At 54.6% G+C, this 22,834-nt stretch carries 20 protein-coding genes, 4 tRNA genes and 1 rRNA gene; all 25 read left to right on the top strand.

Annotated features, from left to right (window positions below):
- Window positions 1–69 precede the first annotated feature (69 nt).
- The 25 genes from rrf to rplW all read left to right on the top strand — a co-directional run bounded on the left by rrf (window position 70) and on the right by rplW (window position 22,823).
- Window positions 70–185, top strand: a 5S ribosomal RNA gene (rrf, locus tag ACMXYI_RS03975).
- Between the two features lie 135 nt (window positions 186–320).
- On the top strand, window positions 321–1,280 hold the full coding sequence (gene birA, locus ACMXYI_RS03970; RefSeq protein WP_415771760.1) for a bifunctional biotin--[acetyl-CoA-carboxylase] ligase/biotin operon repressor BirA: 960 nt from the start codon (window positions 321–323) through the stop codon (window positions 1,278–1,280).
- Window positions 1,270–2,019, top strand: coding sequence for a pantothenate kinase (locus tag ACMXYI_RS03965; protein WP_415771758.1), 750 nt, complete (start codon window positions 1,270–1,272; stop codon window positions 2,017–2,019). The genes birA and ACMXYI_RS03965 overlap by 11 nt, the downstream gene beginning before the upstream one ends.
- 7 nt (window positions 2,020–2,026) lie before the next feature.
- Window positions 2,027–2,467: a hypothetical protein gene (locus ACMXYI_RS03960; RefSeq protein ID WP_415771756.1), complete on the top strand. Its 441-nt coding sequence runs from the start codon at window positions 2,027–2,029 to the stop codon at window positions 2,465–2,467.
- A 142-nt stretch (window positions 2,468–2,609) separates the two neighbouring features.
- Window positions 2,610–2,694: transfer RNA gene (locus ACMXYI_RS03955), tRNA-Tyr, on the top strand.
- A gap of 23 nt (window positions 2,695–2,717) precedes the next feature.
- Window positions 2,718–2,791: transfer RNA gene (locus ACMXYI_RS03950), tRNA-Gly, on the top strand.
- A 26-nt stretch (window positions 2,792–2,817) separates the two neighbouring features.
- A tRNA-Thr gene (locus ACMXYI_RS03945) sits at window positions 2,818–2,893 on the top strand.
- Between the two features lie 84 nt (window positions 2,894–2,977).
- Complete coding sequence (gene tuf, locus ACMXYI_RS03940) at window positions 2,978–4,171, top strand: elongation factor Tu (RefSeq protein ID WP_007896619.1); 1,194 nt, start codon at window positions 2,978–2,980, stop codon at window positions 4,169–4,171.
- A gap of 53 nt (window positions 4,172–4,224) precedes the next feature.
- A tRNA-Trp gene (locus ACMXYI_RS03935) sits at window positions 4,225–4,300 on the top strand.
- A 45-nt stretch (window positions 4,301–4,345) separates the two neighbouring features.
- Window positions 4,346–4,714 carry a preprotein translocase subunit SecE gene (gene secE, locus ACMXYI_RS03930; protein WP_008145488.1) on the top strand — a complete coding sequence of 123 codons (369 nt, stop codon included), beginning with the start codon at window positions 4,346–4,348 and terminating at the stop codon, window positions 4,712–4,714.
- 9 nt (window positions 4,715–4,723) lie between these two features.
- Window positions 4,724–5,257, top strand: coding sequence for a transcription termination/antitermination protein NusG (gene nusG / locus ACMXYI_RS03925; protein WP_007896622.1), 534 nt, complete (start codon window positions 4,724–4,726; stop codon window positions 5,255–5,257).
- A 117-nt stretch (window positions 5,258–5,374) separates the two neighbouring features.
- Window positions 5,375–5,806 carry a 50S ribosomal protein L11 gene (gene rplK, locus ACMXYI_RS03920; RefSeq protein ID WP_003210097.1) on the top strand — a complete coding sequence of 144 codons (432 nt, stop codon included), beginning with the start codon at window positions 5,375–5,377 and terminating at the stop codon, window positions 5,804–5,806.
- Window positions 5,806–6,501: a 50S ribosomal protein L1 gene (gene rplA / locus ACMXYI_RS03915; protein ID WP_415771754.1), complete on the top strand. Its 696-nt coding sequence runs from the start codon at window positions 5,806–5,808 to the stop codon at window positions 6,499–6,501. The genes rplK and rplA overlap by 1 nt, the downstream gene beginning before the upstream one ends.
- A 198-nt stretch (window positions 6,502–6,699) precedes the next feature.
- On the top strand, window positions 6,700–7,200 hold the full coding sequence (gene rplJ / locus ACMXYI_RS03910) for a 50S ribosomal protein L10 (protein ID WP_010467255.1): 501 nt from the start codon (window positions 6,700–6,702) through the stop codon (window positions 7,198–7,200).
- 80 nt (window positions 7,201–7,280) lie between these two features.
- Window positions 7,281–7,646, top strand: coding sequence for a 50S ribosomal protein L7/L12 (rplL, locus tag ACMXYI_RS03905; RefSeq protein WP_008145490.1), 366 nt, complete (start codon window positions 7,281–7,283; stop codon window positions 7,644–7,646).
- A 221-nt stretch (window positions 7,647–7,867) separates the two neighbouring features.
- Window positions 7,868–11,941 (top strand): DNA-directed RNA polymerase subunit beta, encoded by a 4,074-nt coding sequence (gene rpoB, locus ACMXYI_RS03900; protein WP_095131480.1) that lies wholly within the window; start codon window positions 7,868–7,870, stop codon window positions 11,939–11,941.
- A gap of 64 nt (window positions 11,942–12,005) precedes the next feature.
- Window positions 12,006–16,205 (top strand): DNA-directed RNA polymerase subunit beta', encoded by a 4,200-nt coding sequence (rpoC, locus tag ACMXYI_RS03895; protein ID WP_007896632.1) that lies wholly within the window; start codon window positions 12,006–12,008, stop codon window positions 16,203–16,205.
- Window positions 16,206–16,421: 216 nt separating this feature from the next.
- On the top strand, window positions 16,422–16,793 hold the full coding sequence (gene rpsL, locus ACMXYI_RS03890; RefSeq protein ID WP_002555494.1) for a 30S ribosomal protein S12: 372 nt from the start codon (window positions 16,422–16,424) through the stop codon (window positions 16,791–16,793).
- A gap of 118 nt (window positions 16,794–16,911) precedes the next feature.
- Window positions 16,912–17,382 carry a 30S ribosomal protein S7 gene (gene rpsG / locus ACMXYI_RS03885; RefSeq protein WP_002555493.1) on the top strand — a complete coding sequence of 157 codons (471 nt, stop codon included), beginning with the start codon at window positions 16,912–16,914 and terminating at the stop codon, window positions 17,380–17,382.
- A gap of 30 nt (window positions 17,383–17,412) precedes the next feature.
- Window positions 17,413–19,518 (top strand): elongation factor G, encoded by a 2,106-nt coding sequence (gene fusA / locus ACMXYI_RS03880; RefSeq protein ID WP_033059466.1) that lies wholly within the window; start codon window positions 17,413–17,415, stop codon window positions 19,516–19,518.
- Window positions 19,519–19,549: 31 nt separating this feature from the next.
- The gene (gene tuf, locus ACMXYI_RS03875) at window positions 19,550–20,743 is read left to right on the top strand and encodes an elongation factor Tu (protein WP_008145495.1); all 1,194 of its coding nucleotides are present in this window, start codon (window positions 19,550–19,552) and stop codon (window positions 20,741–20,743) included.
- A gap of 141 nt (window positions 20,744–20,884) precedes the next feature.
- Complete coding sequence (gene rpsJ, locus ACMXYI_RS03870) at window positions 20,885–21,196, top strand: 30S ribosomal protein S10 (protein ID WP_003186070.1); 312 nt, start codon at window positions 20,885–20,887, stop codon at window positions 21,194–21,196.
- A gap of 80 nt (window positions 21,197–21,276) precedes the next feature.
- A complete protein-coding gene (gene rplC / locus ACMXYI_RS03865) occupies window positions 21,277–21,912 on the top strand; it encodes a 50S ribosomal protein L3 (protein WP_003186059.1) in 636 nt (211 codons plus the stop codon).
- Between the two features lie 12 nt (window positions 21,913–21,924).
- Complete coding sequence (gene rplD, locus ACMXYI_RS03860; RefSeq protein ID WP_007896707.1) at window positions 21,925–22,527, top strand: 50S ribosomal protein L4; 603 nt, start codon at window positions 21,925–21,927, stop codon at window positions 22,525–22,527.
- Window positions 22,524–22,823, top strand: a complete 300-nt coding sequence (gene rplW / locus ACMXYI_RS03855) for a 50S ribosomal protein L23 (protein ID WP_002555488.1) — start codon at window positions 22,524–22,526, stop codon at window positions 22,821–22,823. Before rplD ends, rplW begins: the two co-directional genes overlap by 4 nt.
- Window positions 22,824–22,834: the final 11 nt, after the last annotated feature.

Raw genomic sequence — 22,834 nt, 5'->3', positions numbered from 1 at the left:
ACAAATCTATCACCTACCCATTCGCTGGAGCGTGAACCTGAAAAGGCTCACGACCTGGCTACCGAATTTCTTGACGACCATAGAGCATTGGAACCACCTGATCCCATCCCGAACTCAGCAGTGAAACGATGCATCGCCGATGGTAGTGTGGGGTTTCCCCATGTGAGAGTAGGTCATCGTCAAGATTAAATTCCGAAACCCCTATCTGCGTATGCAGGTAGGGGTTTTGTTTTGTCCGCAGGAAAACTGACCTGTAGGGTTTCTATGCAATGGCGCAGGGCATGGCTATCATGCGGGCCTCATTGTGAGGCGAGACTTGCATGCTGACATTGTTAAAGCTTCTTAAAGATGGCCGATTCCATTCGGGTCAGGCCTTGGGCGTCGCCTTGGGTGTCAGTCGTAGTGCCGTTTGGAAGCAGCTTCAGCATTTAGAAGCTGAGCTGGGATTATCCATTCATAAGGTGCGGGGTCGCGGCTATCAACTGGCTGCGCCATTGACGCTGCTTGATCCTGTCGAGATAAGAGAGCAGGCGCCTTCTTGTGATTGGCCCATCCTGGTTTTCGATTCAATTGACTCCACTAATGCCGAGGCCTTGCGCGCCATAGAGCGGGGGCAGGCGGCACCCTTTCTGGTGCTTGCCGAACGGCAAACTGCAGGTCGTGGGCGGCGCGGACGTAAATGGGTGAGTCCATTCGCGGAAAACATCTATTACAGCCTCGTGCTGCGTATTGAAGGTGGAATGCGTCAGCTGGAAGGCTTGAGTCTTGTTGTTGGGCTTGCCGTCATGCAGGCCCTGCGAGAGCTCGGTATTTCGGGGGCTGGATTGAAGTGGCCCAACGATGTACTGGTTGGTCAGAAGAAGATAGCCGGGATATTGCTCGAGCTGGTGGGGGATCCTGCTGATGTGTGTCACGTTGTGCTGGGTGTGGGAATTAATGTGAACATGCAGATTACCGATGAGGTAGATCAGCAGTGGACGTCCATGCGGCTAGAGTCGGGCAAGGTGTTTGATCGAAATCACTTGGTCGGGGCGTTGGGTGCGACGCTCCAGGCATATCTGTCTCGTCATCAAGTCGACGGATTTTCAGCTATCCAGGCAGAGTGGGAGCAAAATCATCTCTGGCAGGGCCGGGCCGTGTCGTTGATCGCAGGTGTTAACCATATAGATGGCGAAGTGCTGGGTATTGATAGTCAGGGTGCTCTGCGCTTGAAGGTGGGTGGTGTGGAAAAAGTCTTTAGTGGTGGTGAGCTCAGTCTGAGGTTGCGTGATGATTCTTGAGCTCGACTGCGGAAACAGTTTTATCAAGTGGCGTGTGCTCGACGCGGATGTTCGGTGGGTGGTTGGCGAGGGCGTCGTTGATTCGGATCTCGCTTTGCTGGAGAGCTTGAAAGCGCTCAAGGGTCTCGCTCTCAAGTTTTGTCGGTTGGTCAGTGTCAGGACTGCCGAAGAAACCAGTGCACTGATTTCTCTGCTGACAGAGGCTTTTGGTGTGTCGGTGGTATGTGCAGCGCCGTCCCGCGAAATGTCCGGGGTTCGTAATGGTTATGAGGAGTTCGAGCGGTTAGGGCTTGACCGTTGGCTGGCGATGCTTGGGGGGTTCCAGCTGGCTTCGGGTGCGTGCCTTGTGCTTGATTTTGGTACGGCTGTTACTGCGGACTTCATCTCTAGGGATGGAGAGCACCTCGGAGGATTTATATGCCCGGGAATGCCTCTGATGCGAAACCAGTTGCGTACCCACACCCGTAGAATTCGTTATGGCGATCTAGCAGCTGAGCGCGCTCTGGAGCGTCTTGTGCCTGGTCGGACAACTGTCGAAGCAGTCGAGCGGGGATGCTCGTTGATGCTGAGAGGCTTTGTCCTGACACAGCTGGAGTTGGCGCGTAGCTATTGGGGGGATGATTTTGCTGTGTTCCTCACAGGAGGAGATGCAGACCTGGTTTCCGAGATCGTGCCTGAGGCCAGGGTGGTTCCTGATCTGGTGTTTGTAGGTTTGGCTATGGCGTGTCCCTTGTCGTGAGGTTTTTATGCGTTGGTTGTTTTTGCTGCTGCTTGTTCTCAATGTGTTTTATTACATCTGGCACCAACAGGAGGCTCCTCTGCGTGCGAAGGATGTAACCCCTTTGAATTTGTATAGGGGGGCGCAGCAGGATATTCGCTTGTTGAGTGAAACGACTGACGCGGCTCGTGATAAAGGAAAGCCTGCCCAGGCAGACGAGGGATGCCTCTATCTTGGCGGTTTTACTCGTCAGGAGGCGGCTCAGGCGGTTGAGCGGCGATTGAGTGGCATGGAAATCAAGTTCGAGTCCTTGCTGAGGCCTCCCGCCGGGTCTGATGGTTATTGGGTGCGTGTGGCACCAGAAAGCCGCCGTTGGCTGGATGACTCGCAGCTGAAAAACCTTTCTAGAGAATTCAATGAGTTAAAACATAAAATAATGCCATGCGAGGGGGTTGCACCCGCCGAATAGTTTGCATAGAATGGCGCCCGCTTCGCAGTGAAGACCTTTAATGGTTAACACCGCAAAGTGATGTCAACGCAGCTAACCTCAGGTTTTTAATGAGAAAATGCTTGACAGAAGGCTGGCATGATATAGAATGCCGGCTCGCTTAGGAGGGGTTCCCGAGCGGCCAAAGGGATCAGACTGTAAATCTGACGTCTACGACTTCGAAGGTTCGAATCCTTCCCCCTCCACCATTTTTAGCGAGAGCTGCAAGCTCGCGGGTATAGTTTAGTGGTAGAACCTCAGCCTTCCAAGCTGATGATGCGGGTTCGATTCCCGCTACCCGCTCCAAGTTTGCAGATCCTGCATAGCGTTACGCTCTTGTAGCTCAGTTGGTAGAGCACACCCTTGGTAAGGGTGAGGTCAGCGGTTCAAATCCGCTCAAGAGCTCCATATAACAAGGCAGATATGAAAATATCTGCCTTTGTTTTAATGGCTTGTTTGACCTGCTCAATTCTTCTCCTAGGGGTGATTTTGATGGCTAAGGAAAAGTTCGAACGTAATAAGCCGCACGTCAACGTTGGTACCATTGGTCACGTCGATCACGGTAAAACTACTCTGACTGCTGCTTTGACCCGTGTCTGCTCCGAGGTTTTCGGTTCGGCAAAGGTTGACTTCGACAAGATCGATAGCGCCCCTGAAGAAAAAGCTCGTGGTATTACCATCAACACCGCTCACGTTGAGTACGATTCGGCTGTGCGTCACTACGCGCATGTTGACTGTCCAGGTCACGCTGACTACGTAAAAAACATGATTACCGGTGCTGCCCAGATGGATGGTGCGATTCTGGTTTGCTCGGCCGCTGATGGTCCGATGCCGCAAACCCGTGAGCACATTCTTCTGTCCCGTCAGGTTGGCGTTCCGTACATCGTTGTCTTCCTGAACAAGGCTGACATGGTTGATGATGCGGAGCTGCTGGAACTGGTTGAGATGGAAGTGCGCGACCTGCTGAGCACTTACGATTTCCCAGGTGATGACACTCCGATCATCATTGGTTCGGCGCTGATGGCGCTGAATGGTCAAGACGACAACGAGATGGGCACTACTGCCGTCAAGAAGTTGGTCGAGACTCTGGATAGCTACATTCCGCAGCCTGAGCGTGCTATTGATAAGCCGTTCCTGATGCCGATCGAGGATGTTTTCTCGATCTCCGGTCGCGGTACTGTTGTGACTGGTCGTGTTGAGCGTGGCATTGTCCGCATTCAGGAAGAAGTTGAGATTGTTGGTCTTCGTGACACTGTCAAAACTACTTGCACTGGTGTTGAGATGTTCCGCAAGCTGCTCGACGAAGGTCGTGCTGGCGAGAACTGTGGTGTGTTGCTGCGTGGTACCAAGCGTGATGATGTTGAGCGTGGCCAGGTTCTGGTCAAGCCGGGGACCGTCAAGCCGCATACCAAGTTCACTGCTGAAGTTTACGTTCTGAGCAAGGAAGAGGGTGGTCGTCATACGCCGTTCTTCAAAGGCTACCGTCCACAGTTCTACTTCCGGACCACTGACGTGACCGGTAACTGCGAGCTGCCGGAAGGCGTTGAAATGGTGATGCCAGGTGATAACGTCCAAATGACGGTTACTCTGATCAAAACCATCGCAATGGAAGATGGTCTGCGTTTCGCCATTCGTGAAGGCGGTCGTACCGTCGGTGCTGGTGTCGTTGCTAAGGTTATCGAGTAAATTGTTGTAATGTCTTTTTCGGGCCGGCATAATGGTCGGCCTGATTTTGTTTTAGGTCAGTAGCTCAATTGGCAGAGCGACGGTCTCCAAAACCGTAGGTTGGGGGTTCGATTCCCTCCTGACCTGCCAGATTCACTTGGTGTGTCTGGCTTTCTTTTCACAGGATCTTCATAGATGACTCCTAAAGCTGAAGCTCAAGGCTCTCGCTTCGATCTGCTCAAGTGGCTAGTAGTAGTTGCTTTGGTGGTTGTTGGCGTTGTTGGCAATCAGTATTACTCTGCTTCGCCGATCCTGTACCGCGTACTTGCTTTGCTCGCCATTGCTGCTGTAGCTGCCTTTGTAGGCCTGCAGACGGTCAAGGGCAAGTCTTTCTTTGTACTGGTTAAGGAAGCTCGCACCGAGATTCGTAAAGTCGTATGGCCAACTCGCCAAGAAACCACGCAGACCACGTTGATTGTTGTGGCTGTTGTTCTGGTTATGGCGTTGCTGTTGTGGGGGCTTGATTCCCTGCTCGGCTGGCTTGTTTCCTTGATTGTCGGCTAAGGGTGTCCCGTGGCTAAGCGTTGGTACGTTGTGCATGCTTACTCCGGTTACGAGAAGCATGTCATGCGCTCGTTGGTAGAGCGCGTAAAGCTGGCTGGCATGGAAGATGGCTTCGGCGAAATTCTGGTTCCCACTGAAGAAGTGGTTGAAATGCGTAATGGCCAGAAACGCAAAAGCGAGCGCAAGTTCTTTCCAGGTTATGTGCTGGTTCAGATGGACATGAATGAGGGGACTTGGCACTTGGTCAAGGATACTCCTCGGGTGATGGGTTTTATCGGCGGTACTGCTGATAAGCCTGCACCTATCACAGATAAAGAGGCAGAAGCGATTCTGCGTCGCGTTGCTGATGGTAGCGACAAGCCCAAGCCGAAGACGTTGTTCGAGCCAGGTGAGTCGGTACGTGTCAATGACGGTCCGTTTGCCGACTTTACCGGCACGGTCGAAGAAGTTAACTACGAGAAGAGCCGGATCCAAGTGGCAGTGCTCATTTTCGGTCGCTCTACTCCGGTAGAGCTAGAGTTCAGCCAGGTCGAAAAAGTCTAGCTGAGCAAGCATCCCAACCCCGCAGCCCTAGGCTGTGGGGTTTTGTCGTCACTGGGATAAACGCGCAAGTAACCGGGGAGCCTTTCGAGGCGCTCGAACCCGTAATTGGAGTGCCTCATGGCCAAGAAGATTACCGCTTACATCAAGCTGCAAGTGAAGGCCGCTCAGGCTAACCCAAGCCCACCTGTTGGTCCTGCTCTGGGTCAGCACGGCGTGAACATCATGGAATTCTGCAAGGCTTTCAACGCCCGTACTCAGGGTATTGAGCCAGGTCTGCCGACTCCAGTGATCATCACTGTCTACAGCGACCGTAGCTTCACTTTCGAAACCAAATCCACGCCTGCTTCGGTTCTGCTGAAGAAAGCTGCTGGTCTGACTAGCGGTTCCGCTCGTCCGAACACCGTTAAGGTTGGCACCGTTACCCGTGCTCAGCTGGAAGAAATCGCGAAAACCAAAAACGCGGATCTGACTGCAGCTGATATGGATGCGGCCGTGCGTACTATCGCCGGTTCCGCTCGTAGCATGGGCCTTAACGTGGAGGGTGTGTAATGGCTAAGTTGACCAAGCGTCAAAAGGCTATCGCCGGCAAAATCGAAGCAGGCAAGTCCTACAGCTTTGTAGACGCTGCTGCTCTGCTGGCTGAGCTGTCGACCGTCAAGTTCAGCGAGTCGTTCGACGTTGCTGTAAACTTGGGTGTTGATCCGCGTAAATCCGACCAGGTCGTTCGTAGCGCTACTGTGCTGCCACACGGCACTGGCAAGACCGTTCGCGTTGCTGTGTTCACTCAAGGTCCAGCTGCTGAGGCCGCTTTGGCTGCCGGCGCTGACCGTGTAGGTATGGACGATCTGGCTGCCGAAATGAAAGGCGGCGACCTGAACTATGACGTAGTTATCGCATCCCCGGATGCAATGCGCGTTGTTGGTCAGTTGGGTCAGATCCTGGGTCCACGTGGCCTGATGCCTAACCCTAAAGTCGGCACCGTAACACCGGACGTAGCTACCGCGGTTAAGAACGCCAAGGCTGGTCAGGTTCGTTATCGCACCGACAAAAACGGCATCATCCACACCTCCGTTGGCAAGGTTGGCTTCGACGCCGTCAAGCTGAAGGAAAACGTTGAAGCCCTGATCGCTGATCTGAAGCGTATCAAGCCAGCTTCCTCGAAAGGTATTTACGTCAAGCGCGTTACCCTGAGCACCACCATGGGTCCAGGCCTGGTCATCGACCAAGGTTCGCTCGACGCGTAAGACACAGGTTGGCGCAAGCGATTGTGCCAATTGAAAGATTGGGGTCCCTGCCTGGCGGGGGCTATCCAAGACCGTAGGCGACGCAAGTCTTAAACCTCAAGCCTACGCAGATGGTGCTCCCGGTTCCTTACCGAATCAGACACCAAAACGACATCTGGCCTCGGTTGGATGAAACGGTAACAAGCAGGAGTTTTTCCCGTGGCAATTAAACTTGAAGACAAGAAGGCCATCGTCGCTGAAGTCAACAAGGCTGCCCAAGTTGCTCTGTCCGCTGTCGTGGCTGATGCCCGTGGCGTAACAGTAGGCGCTATGACCGGACTCCGTAAAGAGGCTCGTGAAGCTGGCGTTTACGTACGTGTTGTACGTAACACCCTGCTCAAGCGCGCCGTTGCTGGCACTCAATATGACGTGCTCAACGACGTGTTCACCGGCCCGACCTTGATTGCATTCTCCAAAGAACATCCGGGCGCTGCTGCTCGTATCTTCAAAGAGTTCGCTAAAGGTCAGGATAAGTTCGAGATCAAGGCAGCTGCGTTCGAGGGCAAGTTCCTCGCAGCTAATCAGATCGACGTACTGGCAAGCCTGCCGACCCGTGACGAAGCAATTTCTCAGCTGATGAGCGTGATTCAAGGCGCAACCAGCAAATTGGCTCGTACTCTGGCGGCTCTTCGCGACCAGAAAGAAGCTGCCGCAGCCTAAGGCTGAGCGACTCCTTTCAGCGTTTATTGTTTATTTCGATGGCCGCGTAGGCTGTCACCCCAATACAGGAATTTATAGTCATGTCTCTGACTAACGACCAAATCATCGAAGCAATCGGCGAAAAATCCGTTCTGGAAATCGTTGAGCTGATCAAGGCCATGGAAGAGAAGTTCGGCGTTTCCGCTGCCGCTGCTTCCGCTGGTCCAGCTGCTGTCGCTGCCGTTGTTGAAGAACAAACTGAATTCAACGTCATGCTGCTGGAAGCTGGCGAGAAGAAAGTTAACGTGATCAAGGCAGTACGTGAACTGACCGGTCTGGGCTTGAAAGAAGCCAAGGCTGTAGTTGACGGCGCTCCAGGCGTTGTTCTGGAAGCTGTTTCGAAAGACGCAGCTGACAAAGCAAAAGCCACTCTGGAAGAAGCGGGCGCTAAAGTCGAGCTGAAGTAAGCATCGACTTTGCGTCTCCAGCCCGAGCGTTAAGCGAAAGGCTGATGGCTGGTGGCTCTTGCCACCGGCCTTTTTCCGTTATTGGCAGCCGACTGGGTCGGTGTTGATAACGGAGCTGTAACCACCCGATGCGGTGGCGCAAACCATGGGGTTTGCACGATTTTCTGGCTGCTCCCGTCGGGAGGGGCCAAACAAGCAGGTGACCAAGCTGGGGAACGCTGATGGCTTACTCATATACTGAGAAAAAACGTATCCGCAAGGACTTTAGCAAGTTGCCGGACGTCATGGATGTGCCGTACCTCCTGGCCATCCAGCTGGATTCGTATCGTGAATTCTTGCAAGCGGGAGCGACTAAAGATCAGTTCCGCGACGTGGGCCTGCATGCGGCCTTCAAATCCGTTTTCCCGATCATCAGCTACTCCGGCAATGCTGCGCTGGAGTACGTCGGTTATCGCCTGGGCGAACCGGCATTTGATGTCAAAGAATGCGTATTGCGCGGTGTAACTTACGCCGTACCTTTGCGGGTAAAAGTGCGCCTGATCATTTTCGACAAAGAATCGTCGAACAAAGCGATCAAGGACATCAAAGAGCAAGAAGTCTACATGGGTGAAATCCCCCTGATGACTGAGAACGGTACCTTTGTAATCAACGGTACCGAGCGTGTAATCGTTTCCCAGCTGCACCGTTCCCCGGGCGTGTTCTTCGACCACGACCGTGGCAAGACGCACAGCTCCGGCAAACTGTTGTACTCGGCTCGTATCATTCCTTACCGCGGTTCGTGGCTGGACTTCGAGTTCGACCCGAAAGACTGCGTATTCGTGCGTATCGACCGTCGTCGCAAGCTGCCTGCATCGGTGCTGCTGCGCGCGCTCGGCTATACCACTGAAGAAGTGCTCGACGCGTTCTACACCACCAACGTCTTCCACGTGCAAGGTGAAAACCTCAGCCTGGAACTGGTGCCTCACCGCCTGCGTGGTGAAATTGCTGTCCTGGATATCCTGGATGACAAAGGCAAGGTTATTGTCGAGCAAGGTCGTCGTATCACTGCTCGCCACATCAACCAGCTGGAAAAAGCCGGGATCAAAGAGCTGCAAGTGCCTCTGGACTACGTCCTGGGTCGCACTACCGCCAAGGTCATCGTGCATCCGGCAACCGGCGAAATCCTGGCAGAGTGCAACACCGAGCTGAACACCGAGATCCTGGCAAAAATCGCCAAGTCCCAGGTTGTTCGCATCGAAACCCTGTACACCAACGATATCGACTGCGGTCCGTTCGTCTCCGACACTCTGAAGATCGACTCCACCAGCAACCAATTGGAAGCGCTGGTCGAGATCTATCGCATGATGCGTCCAGGCGAGCCGCCAACCAAAGACGCTGCCGAGACTCTGTTCAACAACCTGTTCTTCAGCCCTGAGCGCTATGACCTGTCTGCGGTCGGCCGGATGAAGTTCAACCGTCGTATCGGTCGTACCGAGATCGAAGGTTCGGGCGTGCTGTGCAAAGAAGACATCGTTGCAGTGCTGAAGACTCTGGTCGACATCCGTAACGGTAAAGGCATCGTCGATGACATCGACCACCTGGGTAACCGTCGTGTTCGCTGCGTAGGCGAAATGGCCGAGAACCAGTTCCGCGTTGGCCTGGTACGTGTTGAGCGTGCGGTCAAAGAGCGTCTGTCGATGGCTGAAAGCGAAGGCCTGATGCCGCAAGACCTGATCAACGCCAAGCCAGTGGCTGCGGCGGTGAAAGAGTTCTTCGGTTCCAGCCAGCTTTCCCAGTTCATGGACCAGAACAACCCGCTGTCCGAGATCACCCACAAGCGTCGTGTTTCTGCACTCGGCCCTGGCGGTTTGACTCGTGAGCGTGCTGGCTTTGAAGTTCGTGACGTACACCCGACTCACTACGGTCGTGTATGCCCGATTGAAACGCCGGAAGGTCCGAACATCGGTCTGATCAACTCCCTGGCTGCTTATGCGCGCACCAACCAGTACGGCTTCCTCGAAAGCCCGTACCGTGTGGTGAAAGACGCTCTGGTCACCGACGAGATCGTGTTCCTGTCCGCCATCGAAGAAGCTGATCACGTGATCGCTCAGGCTTCGGCCACGATGAACGACAAGAAAATGCTGATCGACGAGCTGGTAGCTGTTCGTCACTTGAACGAGTTCACCGTCAAGGCGCCGGAAGACGTCACCTTGATGGACGTATCGCCGAAGCAGGTAGTTTCGGTTGCAGCGTCGCTGATCCCGTTCCTCGAGCACGATGACGCCAACCGTGCGTTGATGGGTTCGAACATGCAGCGTCAAGCTGTACCAACCCTGCGCGCTGACAAGCCGCTGGTCGGTACTGGCATGGAGCGTAACGTAGCTCGTGACTCCGGCGTTTGCGTCGTGGCTCGTCGTGGTGGCGTTATCGATTCCGTAGACGCCAGCCGTATCGTGGTTCGTGTTGCTGATGATGAGGTTGAAACCGGTGAAGCTGGTGTCGACATCTACAACCTGACCAAATACACCCGCTCCAACCAGAACACCTGCATCAACCAGCGTCCGCTGGTGCGTAAAGGTGATCGGGTTCAGCGTAGTGACATCATGGCTGACGGCCCGTCCACCGACATGGGTGAACTGGCGCTGGGTCAGAACATGCGCATCGCGTTCATGGCCTGGAACGGTTACAACTTCGAAGACTCCATCTGCCTGTCGGAACGAGTTGTTCAAGAAGACCGCTTTACCACGATCCACATTCAGGAACTGACCTGTGTGGCACGTGACACCAAGCTTGGGCCAGAGGAAATCACTGCAGACATCCCGAACGTGGGTGAAGCTGCACTGAACAAGCTGGACGAAGCCGGTATCGTTTACGTAGGTGCTGAAGTTGGCGCAGGCGACATCCTGGTTGGTAAGGTCACTCCGAAAGGCGAGACCCAGCTGACTCCGGAAGAAAAACTGCTGCGTGCCATCTTCGGTGAAAAAGCCAGCGACGTTAAAGACACCTCCCTGCGCGTGCCTACCGGCACCAAGGGTACCGTCATTGACGTACAGGTCTTCACCCGCGACGGCGTTGAGCGTGATGCTCGTGCACTGTCGATCGAGAAGACTCAACTCGACGAGATCCGCAAGGACCTGAACGAAGAGTTCCGTATCGTTGAAGGCGCAACTTTCGAACGTCTGCGTTCCGCTCTGGTCGGCCACAAAGCCGAAGGCGGCGCCGGTCTGAAGAAAGGTCAGGAAATCACCGACGAAGTTCTCGACGGTCTTGAGCATGGTCAGTGGTTCAAACTGCGCATGGCTGAAGATGCTCTGAACGAGCAGCTCGAGAAGGCTCAGGCCTACATCGTTGATCGCCGCCGTCTGCTGGACGACAAGTTCGAAGACAAGAAGCGCAAACTGCAGCAGGGCGATGACCTGGCTCCAGGCGTGCTGAAAATCGTCAAGGTTTACCTGGCAATCCGTCGCCGCATCCAGCCGGGCGACAAGATGGCCGGTCGTCACGGTAACAAAGGTGTGGTCTCCGTGATCATGCCGGTTGAAGACATGCCGCACGATGCCAATGGCACCCCGGTCGACGTCGTCCTCAACCCGTTGGGCGTACCTTCGCGTATGAACGTTGGTCAGATCCTTGAAACCCACCTGGGCCTCGCGGCTAAAGGCTTGGGCGAGAAGATCAACCGGATGATCGAAGAGCAGCGCAAAGTCGCTGAGCTTCGTAAATTCCTGGACGAGATCTACAACCAGATCGGCGGTCGTAACGAAGATCTGGATAGCTTCTCCGACCAGGAAATCCTGGATCTGGCGAAGAACCTGCGTGGCGGCGTTCCAATGGCCACTCCAGTGTTCGACGGCGCCAAGGAAAGCGAAATCAAGGCCATGCTGAAACTGGCAGACCTGCCAGAAAGCGGCCAGATGCAGCTGACCGACGGCCGTACCGGCAACAAGTTCGAGCGCCCGGTTACTGTTGGCTACATGTACATGCTGAAGCTGAACCACTTGGTAGACGACAAGATGCACGCTCGTTCTACCGGTTCGTACAGCCTGGTTACTCAGCAGCCGCTGGGTGGTAAGGCGCAGTTCGGTGGTCAGCGTTTCGGGGAGATGGAGGTCTGGGCACTGGAAGCATACGGTGCTGCTTACACTCTGCAAGAAATGCTCACAGTGAAGTCGGACGATGTGAACGGCCGTACCAAGATGTACAAAAACATCGTGGATGGCGATCACCGTATGGAGCCGGGCATGCCCGAGTCTTTCAACGTGTTGATCAAGGAAATTCGTTCCCTCGGCATCGATATCGATCTGGAAACCGAATAACACGTGACGCGAATCGAGAGCGGGGCAGGATTGCCCGCTCTCTGCTCCGCCAGGAGGAAAGGCCTTGAAAGACCTACTGAATTTGCTGAAAAACCAGGGTCAAGTCGAAGAGTTCGACGCCATCCGTATTGGATTGGCATCGCCTGAGATGATCCGTTCGTGGTCGTTCGGTGAAGTTAAAAAGCCGGAAACCATCAACTACCGTACGTTCAAACCTGAGCGTGACGGCCTGTTCTGCGCCAAGATCTTTGGCCCGGTAAAGGATTACGAGTGCCTGTGCGGTAAGTACAAGCGCTTGAAGCACCGTGGTGTGATCTGCGAGAAGTGCGGCGTTGAAGTCGCGCTGGCCAAAGTTCGTCGTGAGCGCATGGCGCACATCGAACTGGCCTCGCCAGTTGCCCACATCTGGTTCCTGAAATCGCTGCCGTCCCGTATCGGCTTGCTGATGGACATGACCCTGCGTGATATCGAACGTGTTCTCTACTTCGAGAGCTATGTCGTTATCGACCCGGGCATGACCACCCTTGAAAAAGGTCAGCTGCTTAACGACGAGCAGTATTTCGAAGCGCTGGAAGAGTTCGGCGACGATTTCGATGCCCGCATGGGTGCCGAAGCTGTCCGTGAACTGCTGCACGCTATCGACCTGGAACACGAGATTGGCCGTCTGCGTGAAGAAATTCCGCAAACCAACTCCGAAACCAAAATCAAGAAGCTGTCCAAGCGTCTGAAGTTGATGGAAGCCTTCCAGGGTTCCGGCAACCTTCCAGAATGGATGGTGCTGACCGTTCTGCCGGTTCTGCCGCCAGATCTGCGTCCACTGGTCCCGCTGGATGGTGGTCGCTTCGCGACTTCCGACCTCAACGATCTGTATCGTCGAGTGATCAACCGTAACAACCGCTTGAAGCGTCTGCTCGATCTGTCCGCTCCGGACATCATCGTGCGCAACGAAAAGCGTATGTTGCAGGAAGCTGTCGACGCACTGCTCGATAACGGTCGTCGTGGCCGCGCTATCACCGGTTCCAACAAGCGTCCTCTGAAATCCCTGGCTGACATGATCAAGGGTAAACAAGGTCGTTTCCGTCAGAACTTGCTCGGTAAGCGTGTTGACTACTCCGGTCGTTCGGTAATTACCGTAGGTCCGACCCTGCGTCTGCACCAGTGCGGTCTGCCGAAGAAAATGGCTCTCGAGCTGTTCAAGCCGTTCATTTTCGGCAAGCTGGAAATGCGTGGTCTCGCTACCACCATCAAAGCTGCCAAGAAGATGGTCGAGCGCGAGTTGCCAGAGGTTTGGGACGTTCTCGCTGAAGTAATCCGCGAACACCCGGTTCTCCTCAACCGTGCACCGACCCTTCACCGTCTGGGTATCCAGGCGTTTGAACCAGTACTGATCGAAGGTAAAGCTATCCAGCTGCACCCTCTGGTCTGTGCTGCGTACAACGCCGACTTCGACGGCGACCAAATGGCCGTGCACGTACCGCTGACACTGGAAGCCCAGTTGGAAGCGCGTGCGTTGATGATGTCGACCAACAACATTCTGTCGCCAGCCAACGGTGAGCCAATCATCGTTCCGTCGCAGGACGTTGTATTGGGTCTGTACTACATGACTCGTGAAGCGATCAACGCCAAGGGCGAAGGTCGTGTGTTCGCGGATCTGCAAGAAGTTGACCGTGTGTTCCGTGCTGGCGAAGCCGCACTGCACGCTAAAGTCAAAGTGCGGATCAACGAAACCGTCAACGATCGTGATGGTGGCAGCGTCAAGAACACCCGTATCGTCGACACCACTGTCGGCCGTGCGCTGTTGTTCCAGGTTGTTCCACCTGGCCTGTCGTACGACGTCGTCAACCAGCCGATGAAGAAAAAGGCGATCTCCAAGCTGATCAACCAGTGCTACCGCGTGGTTGGTTTGAAAGAGACCGTGATCTTCGCTGACCAGTTGATGTACACCGGTTTTGCCTATTCGACCATTTCCGGCGTTTCCATCGGTGTTAACGACTTCGTTATCCCGGATGAAAAAGCCCGCATCATCGGTGCTGCTACCGACGAAGTGAAAGAGATCGAAAGTCAGTACGCCTCCGGCCTGGTAACCCAGGGCGAGAAGTACAACAAAGTGATCGACCTTTGGTCCAAGGCCAACGACGAAGTATCCAAGGCGATGATGGCCAACCTCTCGAAAGAGAAAGTCATCGACCGTCATGGCGTCGAAGTCGATCAAGAGTCTTTCAACTCGATGTACATGATGGCCGACTCGGGCGCACGGGGTTCTGCTGCGCAGATCCGTCAGCTTGCCGGTATGCGTGGCCTGATGGCCAAGCCGGACGGTTCCATCATCGAAACGCCGATTACTGCGAACTTCCGTGAAGGTTTGAGCGTACTTCAGTACTTCATCTCCACTCACGGTGCTCGTAAAGGTTTGGCGGATACCGCGTTGAAAACTGCGAACTCCGGTTACCTGACTCGTCGTCTGGTAGACGTGGCGCAGGATCTGGTTGTGACCGAGATCGATTGCGGCACCGAACATGGCCTGGTAATGACTCCGCACATTGAAGGCGGTGACGTTGTTGAGCCGTTGGGTGAGCGCGTATTGGGTCGTGTCATTGCCCGTGACGTGTTCAAGCCAGGTACCGAAGAAATCATCGTTCCTGCCGGTACGCTGGTAGACGAGAAGTGGGTCGAGTTCATCGAGCTGAACAGCATCGACGAAGTGATCGTGCGTTCGCCGATCAGCTGCGAAACCCGCTACGGCATTTGCGCCAAGTGCTACGGCCGCGACTTGGCTCGTGGTCACCAGGTGAACATCGGTGAAGCGGTCGGCGTTATCGCTGCCCAGTCCATCGGTGAGCCGGGTACCCAGCTGACCATGCGTACGTTCCACATCGGTGGTGCGGCAAGCCGTACCTCCGCAGCCGACAGCGTTCAGGTGAAGAATGGCGGTACAGTCCGTCTGCACAACCTGAAGCACGTTGAGCGAGTGGATGGTTGCCTGGTTGCTGTGTCCCGTTCCGGTGAGCTGGCAATCGCTGATGACTTCGGTCGTGAGCGCGAGCGTTACAAGCTGCCGTACGGTGCTGTGATTTCGGTTAAAGAAGGTGACAAGGTCGACGCTGGCGCAATCGTGGCCAAGTGGGATCCGCACACTCACCCAATCGTTACCGAAATGAAAGGTACCGTGACCTACGTGGGCATGGAAGAAGGCATCACGATCAAGCGTCAGACTGACGAATTGACCGGTATGACCAACATTGAAGTACTCGACGCCAAAGACCGTCCAGCTGCCGGTAAAGATATCCGTCCTGCTGTGAAGATGGTTGATGACAACGGCAAGGATCTCTTGCTGCCGGGTACCGACGTAATTGCTCAGTACTTCCTGCCTGCTAACGCCCTGGTCGGTGTAGCGGACGGTGCGAAAATCGCGATCGGTGATGTTATCGCTCGTATTCCGCAAGAGACTTCGAAGACTCGTGACATCACCGGTGGTCTGCCGCGTGTTGCCGACTTGTTCGAAGCCCGTCGTCCGAAAGAAGCCTCGATTCTGGCTGAAGTCAGCGGCACCATCGCGTTCGGTAAAGAGACCAAAGGCAAGCGCCGTCTGGTCATTACCCCGAACGACGGTAGCGATCCGTATGAAGAGCTGATTCCGAAGTGGCGTCACCTGAACGTCTTCGAAGGCGAACAGGTAAACCGCGGCGAAGTTATCTCCGACGGCCCGAGCGATCCACACGACATCCTGCGTCTACTGGGTGTGAGTGCGCTGGCCAAGTACATCGTGAACGAGATCCAGGACGTTTACCGTCTGCAAGGCGTGAAGATCAACGACAAGCACATCGAGACCATCCTGCGTCAGATGCTGCGTAAAGTTGAAATCGCTGAATCTGGCGATTCCAGTTTCATCAAGGGCGACCAGATGGAATTGACTCACGTTCTGGTAGAGAACGAGCGTCTGGCTGGCGACGAGAAATTCGTTTCCAAGTTCACTCGCGTGCTGTTGGGTATCACCAAGGCGTCGTTGTCCACCGAATCGTTCATCTCGGCGGCTTCCTTCCAGGAAACCACTCGTGTACTGACCGAAGCGGCGGTAACCGGCAAGCGCGATTACCTGCGCGGCCTGAAAGAAAACGTGGTCGTGGGTCGTCTGATCCCGGCTGGTACCGGTCTGGCTTATCACAGCGAGCGCAAGCGCCGCCGTGATGCTGACAAACCGTTGCGCGTAAGCGCCAGTGAAGTGGAAGCTGCACTGACCGAAGCGCTGAACTCAAGCGGTAACTGAGTTCTGCGGTAAATGAGCGTAAGGCCCTGGCCATTCCGTTCATCGAATCGAGACAATTTGTCGAGGTTGGATGAGTGGGGAGGTCGGGGCCTTGCCTTGACTGGGGGCAAGATCCTCTTTAGACTCTTGTACCCCTAAATTTGGCGGGAATTCGTTCCTGCCATTTTGCTTTTCTTGCAAGACAATAGCGTCGCAAGACAACAGTGGAGCTAGTAGATGGCAACTATCAACCAGCTGGTACGTCAGCCGCGTAAGCGTATCGTCGAGAAATCCGACGTGCCTGCGCTGCAGAACTGCCCGCAACGTCGTGGCGTATGCACCCGTGTGTATACCACCACGCCGAAAAAACCTAACTCGGCACTGCGTAAAGTATGCCGTGTGCGTCTGACCAACGGTTTCGAGGTTTCCTCGTACATCGGCGGTGAAGGCCACAACCTGCAAGAGCACAGCGTGGTGCTGATCCGCGGCGGTCGTGTAAAAGACTTGCCAGGTGTTCGTTACCACACCGTACGCGGTTCTTTGGATACTTCCGGCGTTAAAGGTCGTAACCAGGGTCGTTCGAAGTACGGTACCAAGAAGCCTAAGTAGTAGTGGCTTTTTGTAAAAACTGATTTTCTATTTTTCTGAGTCGATAAGAGTAAGGTCGGAGGCGTCCCGAAAGGGCACCGATTCCGAGCGAACCTGAAGACCGTTTGAGGGCTTATCCATGCCAAGAAGACGCGTAGCAGCCAAGCGCGAAGTGCTTGACGATCCAAAATACGGAAGCCAAATCCTGGCCAAGTTCATGAACCACGTAATGGAAAGCGGCAAGAAAGCCGTTGCCGAGCGTATCGTTTATGGCGCGCTGGAGAAGGTTAAAGAACGCAAGAACAGCGACCCCCTGGAAATCTTCGAGAAAGCTCTCGACGCCATCGCTCCGCTGGTCGAAGTAAAGTCGCGCCGTGTAGGCGGTGCTACTTACCAGGTTCCGGTTGAAGTTCGTCCGTCCCGTCGTAACGCCCTGGCAATGCGCTGGTTGGTAGACTTCGCCCGCAAGCGCGGCGAGAAGTCTATGGCTCTGCGTTTGGCTGGCGAACTGTTGGACGCTGCCGAAGGTAAAGGTGCTGCAGTTAAGAAGCGTGAAGACGTGCACCGTATGGCTGAAGCCAACAAGGCTTTCTCGCACTACCGCTTCTAATTTTAGCGTCACTAATTTTGCGAGGGCTTTATGGCTCGTACTACACCGATTAATCGCTACCGTAACATTGGTATCGTTGCTCACGTGGATGCTGGTAAAACCACCACCACCGAGCGCGTCCTTTTTTACACTGGCAAAAGTCACAAAATGGGCGAGGTGCATGACGGCGCCGCGACCACAGACTGGATGGTGCAGGAGCAGGAGCGTGGTATTACCATTACTTCTGCTGCTATTACCGCCTTCTGGCAGGGTTCCGAGAAGCAGCACAAAGATCAATACCGCTTTAACGTCATCGACACCCCGGGCCACGTTGACTTCACTATTGAAGTTGAGCGTTCCCTACGTGTTCTCGACGGCGCGGTCGTTGTGTTTTGCGGTACCTCGGGTGTTGAGCCTCAGTCGGAAACCGTATGGCGTCAAGCCAACAAATACGGCGTTCCACGTCTTGTTTACGTAAACAAGATGGACCGTGCTGGTGCCAACTTCCTGCGCGTGATCGGTCAGATCAAGCAGCGTCTGGGTCACACTCCGGTGCCAATCCAGTTGGCTATCGGTTCCGAAGACAACTTCCAGGGTCAGATCGATCTGATCGCCATGGAAGCTGTTTACTGGAATGACGCTGACAAAGGCATGGTTCCAGTTCGCAAGCCTATCCCTGCTGAACTGCAGGAATTGGCTGACGAGTGGCGCGGCAACATGGTTGAGGCTGCGGCCGAGGCCAGCGAAGAGCTGATGAACAAGTACCTCGAAGGTGAAGAGCTCACCAACGCGGAAATCAAGGCCGCTCTGCGTCAGCGTACTATCGCTGGTGAGATCGTTCTGGCTGTTTGCGGTTCTTCCTTCAAGAACAAGGGTGTTCCCCTGGTTCTCGACGCCGTTATCGACTACCTGCCTGCTCCAACCGACATTCCTGCCATCAAGGGTACTGACCCGGATGACGAGACCAAGGAAATGGAGCGTCACGCAGACGACAGCGAGCCGTTCTCGGCTCTGGCGTTCAAGATCGCTACCGACCCATTCGTGGGTACCTTGACCTTCGTTCGAGTTTACTCGGGCGTGTTGGCCTCCGGCGACGGCGTGATCAACTCGGTTAAAGGCAAGAAAGAGCGCGTGGGTCGTATGGTGCAAATGCACGCAAACGCCCGTGAAGAAATCAAGGAAGTACGCGCTGGTGACATCGCGGCCTTGATCGGCATGAAGGACGTCACCACTGGTGAGACTTTGTGCAACGCTGACAAGCCAATCATCCTGGTTCGCATGGACTTCCCGGAGCCGGTTATTTCGGTTGCCGTAGAGCCTAAGACCAAGGACGACCAGGAAAAAATGGGTATCGCTCTGGGCAAACTCGCTCAGGAAGATCCATCTTTCCGCGTCAAGACTGATGAAGAGACTGGTCAAACGATCATCTCCGGCATGGGCGAGTTGCACCTGGACATCCTGGTTGACCGGATGCGCCGTGAGTTCAACGTCGAAGCCAACATCGGTAAGCCTCAAGTTTCGTACCGTGAGCGCATCACGAAGAGCTGCGAAATTGAAGGCAAGTTCGTTCGCCAATCCGGCGGTCGTGGCCAGTTCGGTCACTGCTGGATTCGTTTTGCTCCTGCTGACGAAGGTCAGGAAGGTCTGCAATTCCTGAACGAAGTAGTGGGTGGTGTGGTTCCTAAGGAATACATCCCGGCTATCCAGAAGGGTATCGAAGAGCAGATGAAGAACGGCGTTGTTGCCGGCTATCCGCTGATCGGCCTGAAGGCTACCGTGTTTGATGGTTCCTACCACGACGTCGACTCCAACGAGATGGCGTTTAAGGTGGCTGCTTCCATGGCGACCAAGCAACTGGCCCAGAAGGGCGGTGGTGAGTTGCTTGAGCCGATCATGGCGGTAGAGGTTGTTACGCCTGAAGACTATATGGGTGACGTGATGGGCGACCTTAACCGTCGTCGCGGCATGATCCTGGGTATGGAAGACACGGTTTCCGGCAAAGTGATTCGCGCCGAGGTTCCGTTGGGTGAGATGTTCGGTTACGCAACCGACGTTCGTTCCATGTCCCAAGGTCGCGCAAGCTACTCTATGGAATTCAAAAAATACAATACAGCTCCGTCGCATATCGTCGAAACTGTTACCAAAAAACAAGGCTGATTCAGCCCCTTTAGGCTAGGAGTTAATTGTCGTGGCTAAAGAAAAATTTGACCGTACCCTCCCGCACGTCAACGTTGGCACCATCGGTCACGTCGACCACGGTAAAACCACGCTGACCGCTGCTCTGACTCGCGTCTGCTCCGAAGTTTTCGGTTCGGCTGTTGTTGCTTTCGATAAAATCGACAGCGCTCCAGAAGAAAAGGCTCGTGGTATCACCATCAACACCGCGCACGTTGAATACAACTCGCTGATCCGTCACTACGCTCACGTTGACTGCCCAGGTCACGCTGACTACGTGAAGAACATGATCACCGGTGCTGCTCAAATGGACGGCGCTATCCTGGTTTGCTCGGCCGCTGATGGTCCGATGCCACAAACCCGTGAGCACATCCTGCTGTCCCGTCAGGTTGGCGTTCCGTACATCGTTGTCTTCCTGAACAAGGCTGACATGGTTGACGACGCTGAGCTGCTGGAGCTGGTTGAGATGGAAGTGCGCGATCTGCTGAGCACTTACGACTTCCCGGGCGACGACACTCCGATCATCATCGGTTCGGCTCTGATGGCTCTGAATGGCCAAGACGACAACGAAATGGGCACCACTGCCGTTCGTAAACTGGTTGAGACTCTGGATAGCTACATCCCGGATCCAGTTCGTGTTATCGACAAGCCGTTCCTGATGCCAATCGAAGACGTATTCTCGATCTCCGGTCGCGGTACTGTTGTAACTGGCCGTATCGAGCGCGGTATCGTCAAGGTTCAGGATCCACTGGAAATCGTTGGTCTGCGTGACACTACCGTCACCACCTGCACCGGTGTTGAAATGTTCCGTAAGCTGCTCGACGAAGGTCGTGCTGGCGAGAACTGCGGCGTGCTGCTGCGCGGCACCAAGCGTGACGACGTTGAGCGTGGCCAGGTTCTGGTCAAGCCAGGTTCGGTTAAGCCGCACACTACCTTCGAAGCTGAAGTGTACGTGTTGAGCAAAGAAGAAGGCGGTCGCCACACTCCGTTCTTCAAAGGCTACCGTCCACAGTTCTACTTCCGGACCACTGACGTGACCGGTAACTGCGAACTGCCGGAAGGCGTTGAAATGGTAATGCCAGGCGACAACATCAAAATGGTTGTCACCCTGATCAAAACCATCGCAATGGAAGATGGTCTGCGTTTCGCTATTCGTGAAGGCGGTCGTACCGTCGGCGCTGGCGTCGTAGCCAAAATCATCGCTTAATAAGTGATGACTTGAAAAAGCCCCCGCCTAGCGGGGGCTTTTTTATTGGGTTGACACTGTAGTAGCCCGTCTATAGAATTGCGCCTCCTTTTAACGGGCGTATTGCGCTCGCTGGGAATAGCAGCCGGAGTCTGAAATCCAATGCAAAATCAGCAAATCCGTATCAGGTTGAAGGCTTTTGACCATCGCCTGATCGACCAATCCACCCAGGAAATCGTGGAAACCGCGAAACGTACTGGTGCTCAAGTGCGTGGTCCAATTCCACTGCCTACCCGTAAAGAGCGGTTCACCGTTCTGGTCTCCCCGCACGTCAACAAAGACGCGCGTGACCAGTATGAGATCCGTACTCATAAGCGCGTTCTGGACATCGTCCAGCCAACGGATAAAACCGTTGATGCTCTTATGAAGCTTGATCTTGCGGCCGGTGTGGAAGTGCAGATCAGCCTCGGCTAAGACTCGGTCTTAGTCGTGTAACGCTCTGAAATGGGCGGCCATAGCGGGTGAAAGCCCCGTACACTCATGAGGTTTACAACATGACTATTGGTGTAGTCGGTCGTAAATGCGGTATGACCCGTATTTTCACCGAAGAAGGTGTCTCCATTCCGGTCACGGTCATTGAGATCGAACCGAATCGCGTCACCCAGTTCAAAACTGAAGAGACCGATGGCTATCGTGCAGTGCAAGTCACTGTAGGCGAGCGTCGTGCTTCGCGTGTTACAGCTGCTCAAGCTGGCCACTTCGCTAAAGCGAACGTTGCCGCTGGTCGTACCGTAATGGAATTCCGTCTTGAAGAAGGCGAGTACCAGGCCGGCGATCTGATCAACGCTGAAATCTTCGCCGCGGGTCAACTGGTTGATGTAACCGGTCAGTCCAAAGGTAAAGGCTTCCAGGGTACGATCAAGCGTTGGAATTTCCGCGGGCAAGATAATACCCACGGTAACTCCGTATCCCACCGCGTTCCAGGCTCTATCGGCCAGTGCCAGACTCCTGGTCGTGTATTCAAGGGCAAAAAAATGTCCGGTCATATGGGCGCTGAGCGCGTGACCGTGCAGTCCCTCGAAGTAGTGCGCGTGGACGCTGAACGCAATCTGTTGTTGGTCAAGGGCGCTGTTCCTGGCGCTACTGGCGGCAACTTGGTTGTACGTCCAGCAGCCAAGGCTCGCGGTTAAGGGGAAGCTGACATGCAATTAAATGTAAATGACGCTCAAGCGATCGAAGTTTCCGAACTGACATTTGGCGGCGAATTCAACGAGACGCTGGTTCACCAAGCAGTCGTGGCCTACATGGCCGGCGGCCGTCAAGGTAGCAAGCAGCAAAAGACCCGTTCCGACGTTCGTGGTGGCGGTAAGCGCCCATGGCGTCAGAAAGGTACTGGCCGTGCTCGTGCTGGTACTATCCGTAGCCCAATCTGGCGTGGCGGCGGTACCACTTTCGCAGCTCGTCCTCAGGATCACACCCAGAAGCTGAACAAGAAGATGTATCGCGCAGCAATGCGTTCCATCCTTGCTGAGCTGGTGCGTACTGATCGTCTGGTTGTGGTTCAGGACTTCGCTGTTGATGCACCGAAGACCAAAGATCTGCTGAACAAACTGACCGGCATGGGCCTGACTGACGTCTTGATCGTGTCTGAAGTAGTTGATCAGAACCTGTACCTGGCTGCTCGTAACCTGCCACACGTTGATGTACGTGACGTGCAAGGTTCCGATCCAGTTAGTCTGATCGCATACGACAAGGTGTTGATCACCGTGTCGGCCGTGAAGAAATTCGAGGAGCTGCTGGGATGAACCAGGAACGCGTATTTAAAGTTCTGCTTGGCCCGCACGTTTCCGAGAAGGCTACGGTTCTGGCTGACAAGAAAGGCCAGTTCGTTTTCAAGGTTGCAACTGACGCAACCAAGCTGGAAATCAAGAAGGCCGTCGAAAGCCTGTTCAGCGTGAAAGTAGAGCGTGTTACTACCCTGAATGTTCTGGGTAAGAGCAAGCGCACTGCTCGCGGTCTGGGCAAGCGTAATGACTGGAAGAAGGCAGTTATCTCCCTTCAGCCAGGCCAAGATCTCGATTTCAGCAGCAGTGCTGAGTAAGGAAGGGGTGC

Source organism: Pseudomonas lyxosi, from assembly GCF_047758685.1.
Taxonomy (GTDB): Bacteria; Pseudomonadota; Gammaproteobacteria; order Pseudomonadales; family Pseudomonadaceae; genus Aquipseudomonas; species Aquipseudomonas lyxosi.
The sequence above is the reverse complement of the archived record's forward strand: the minus strand, read 5'-3'. Positions and strand labels throughout refer to the sequence as shown.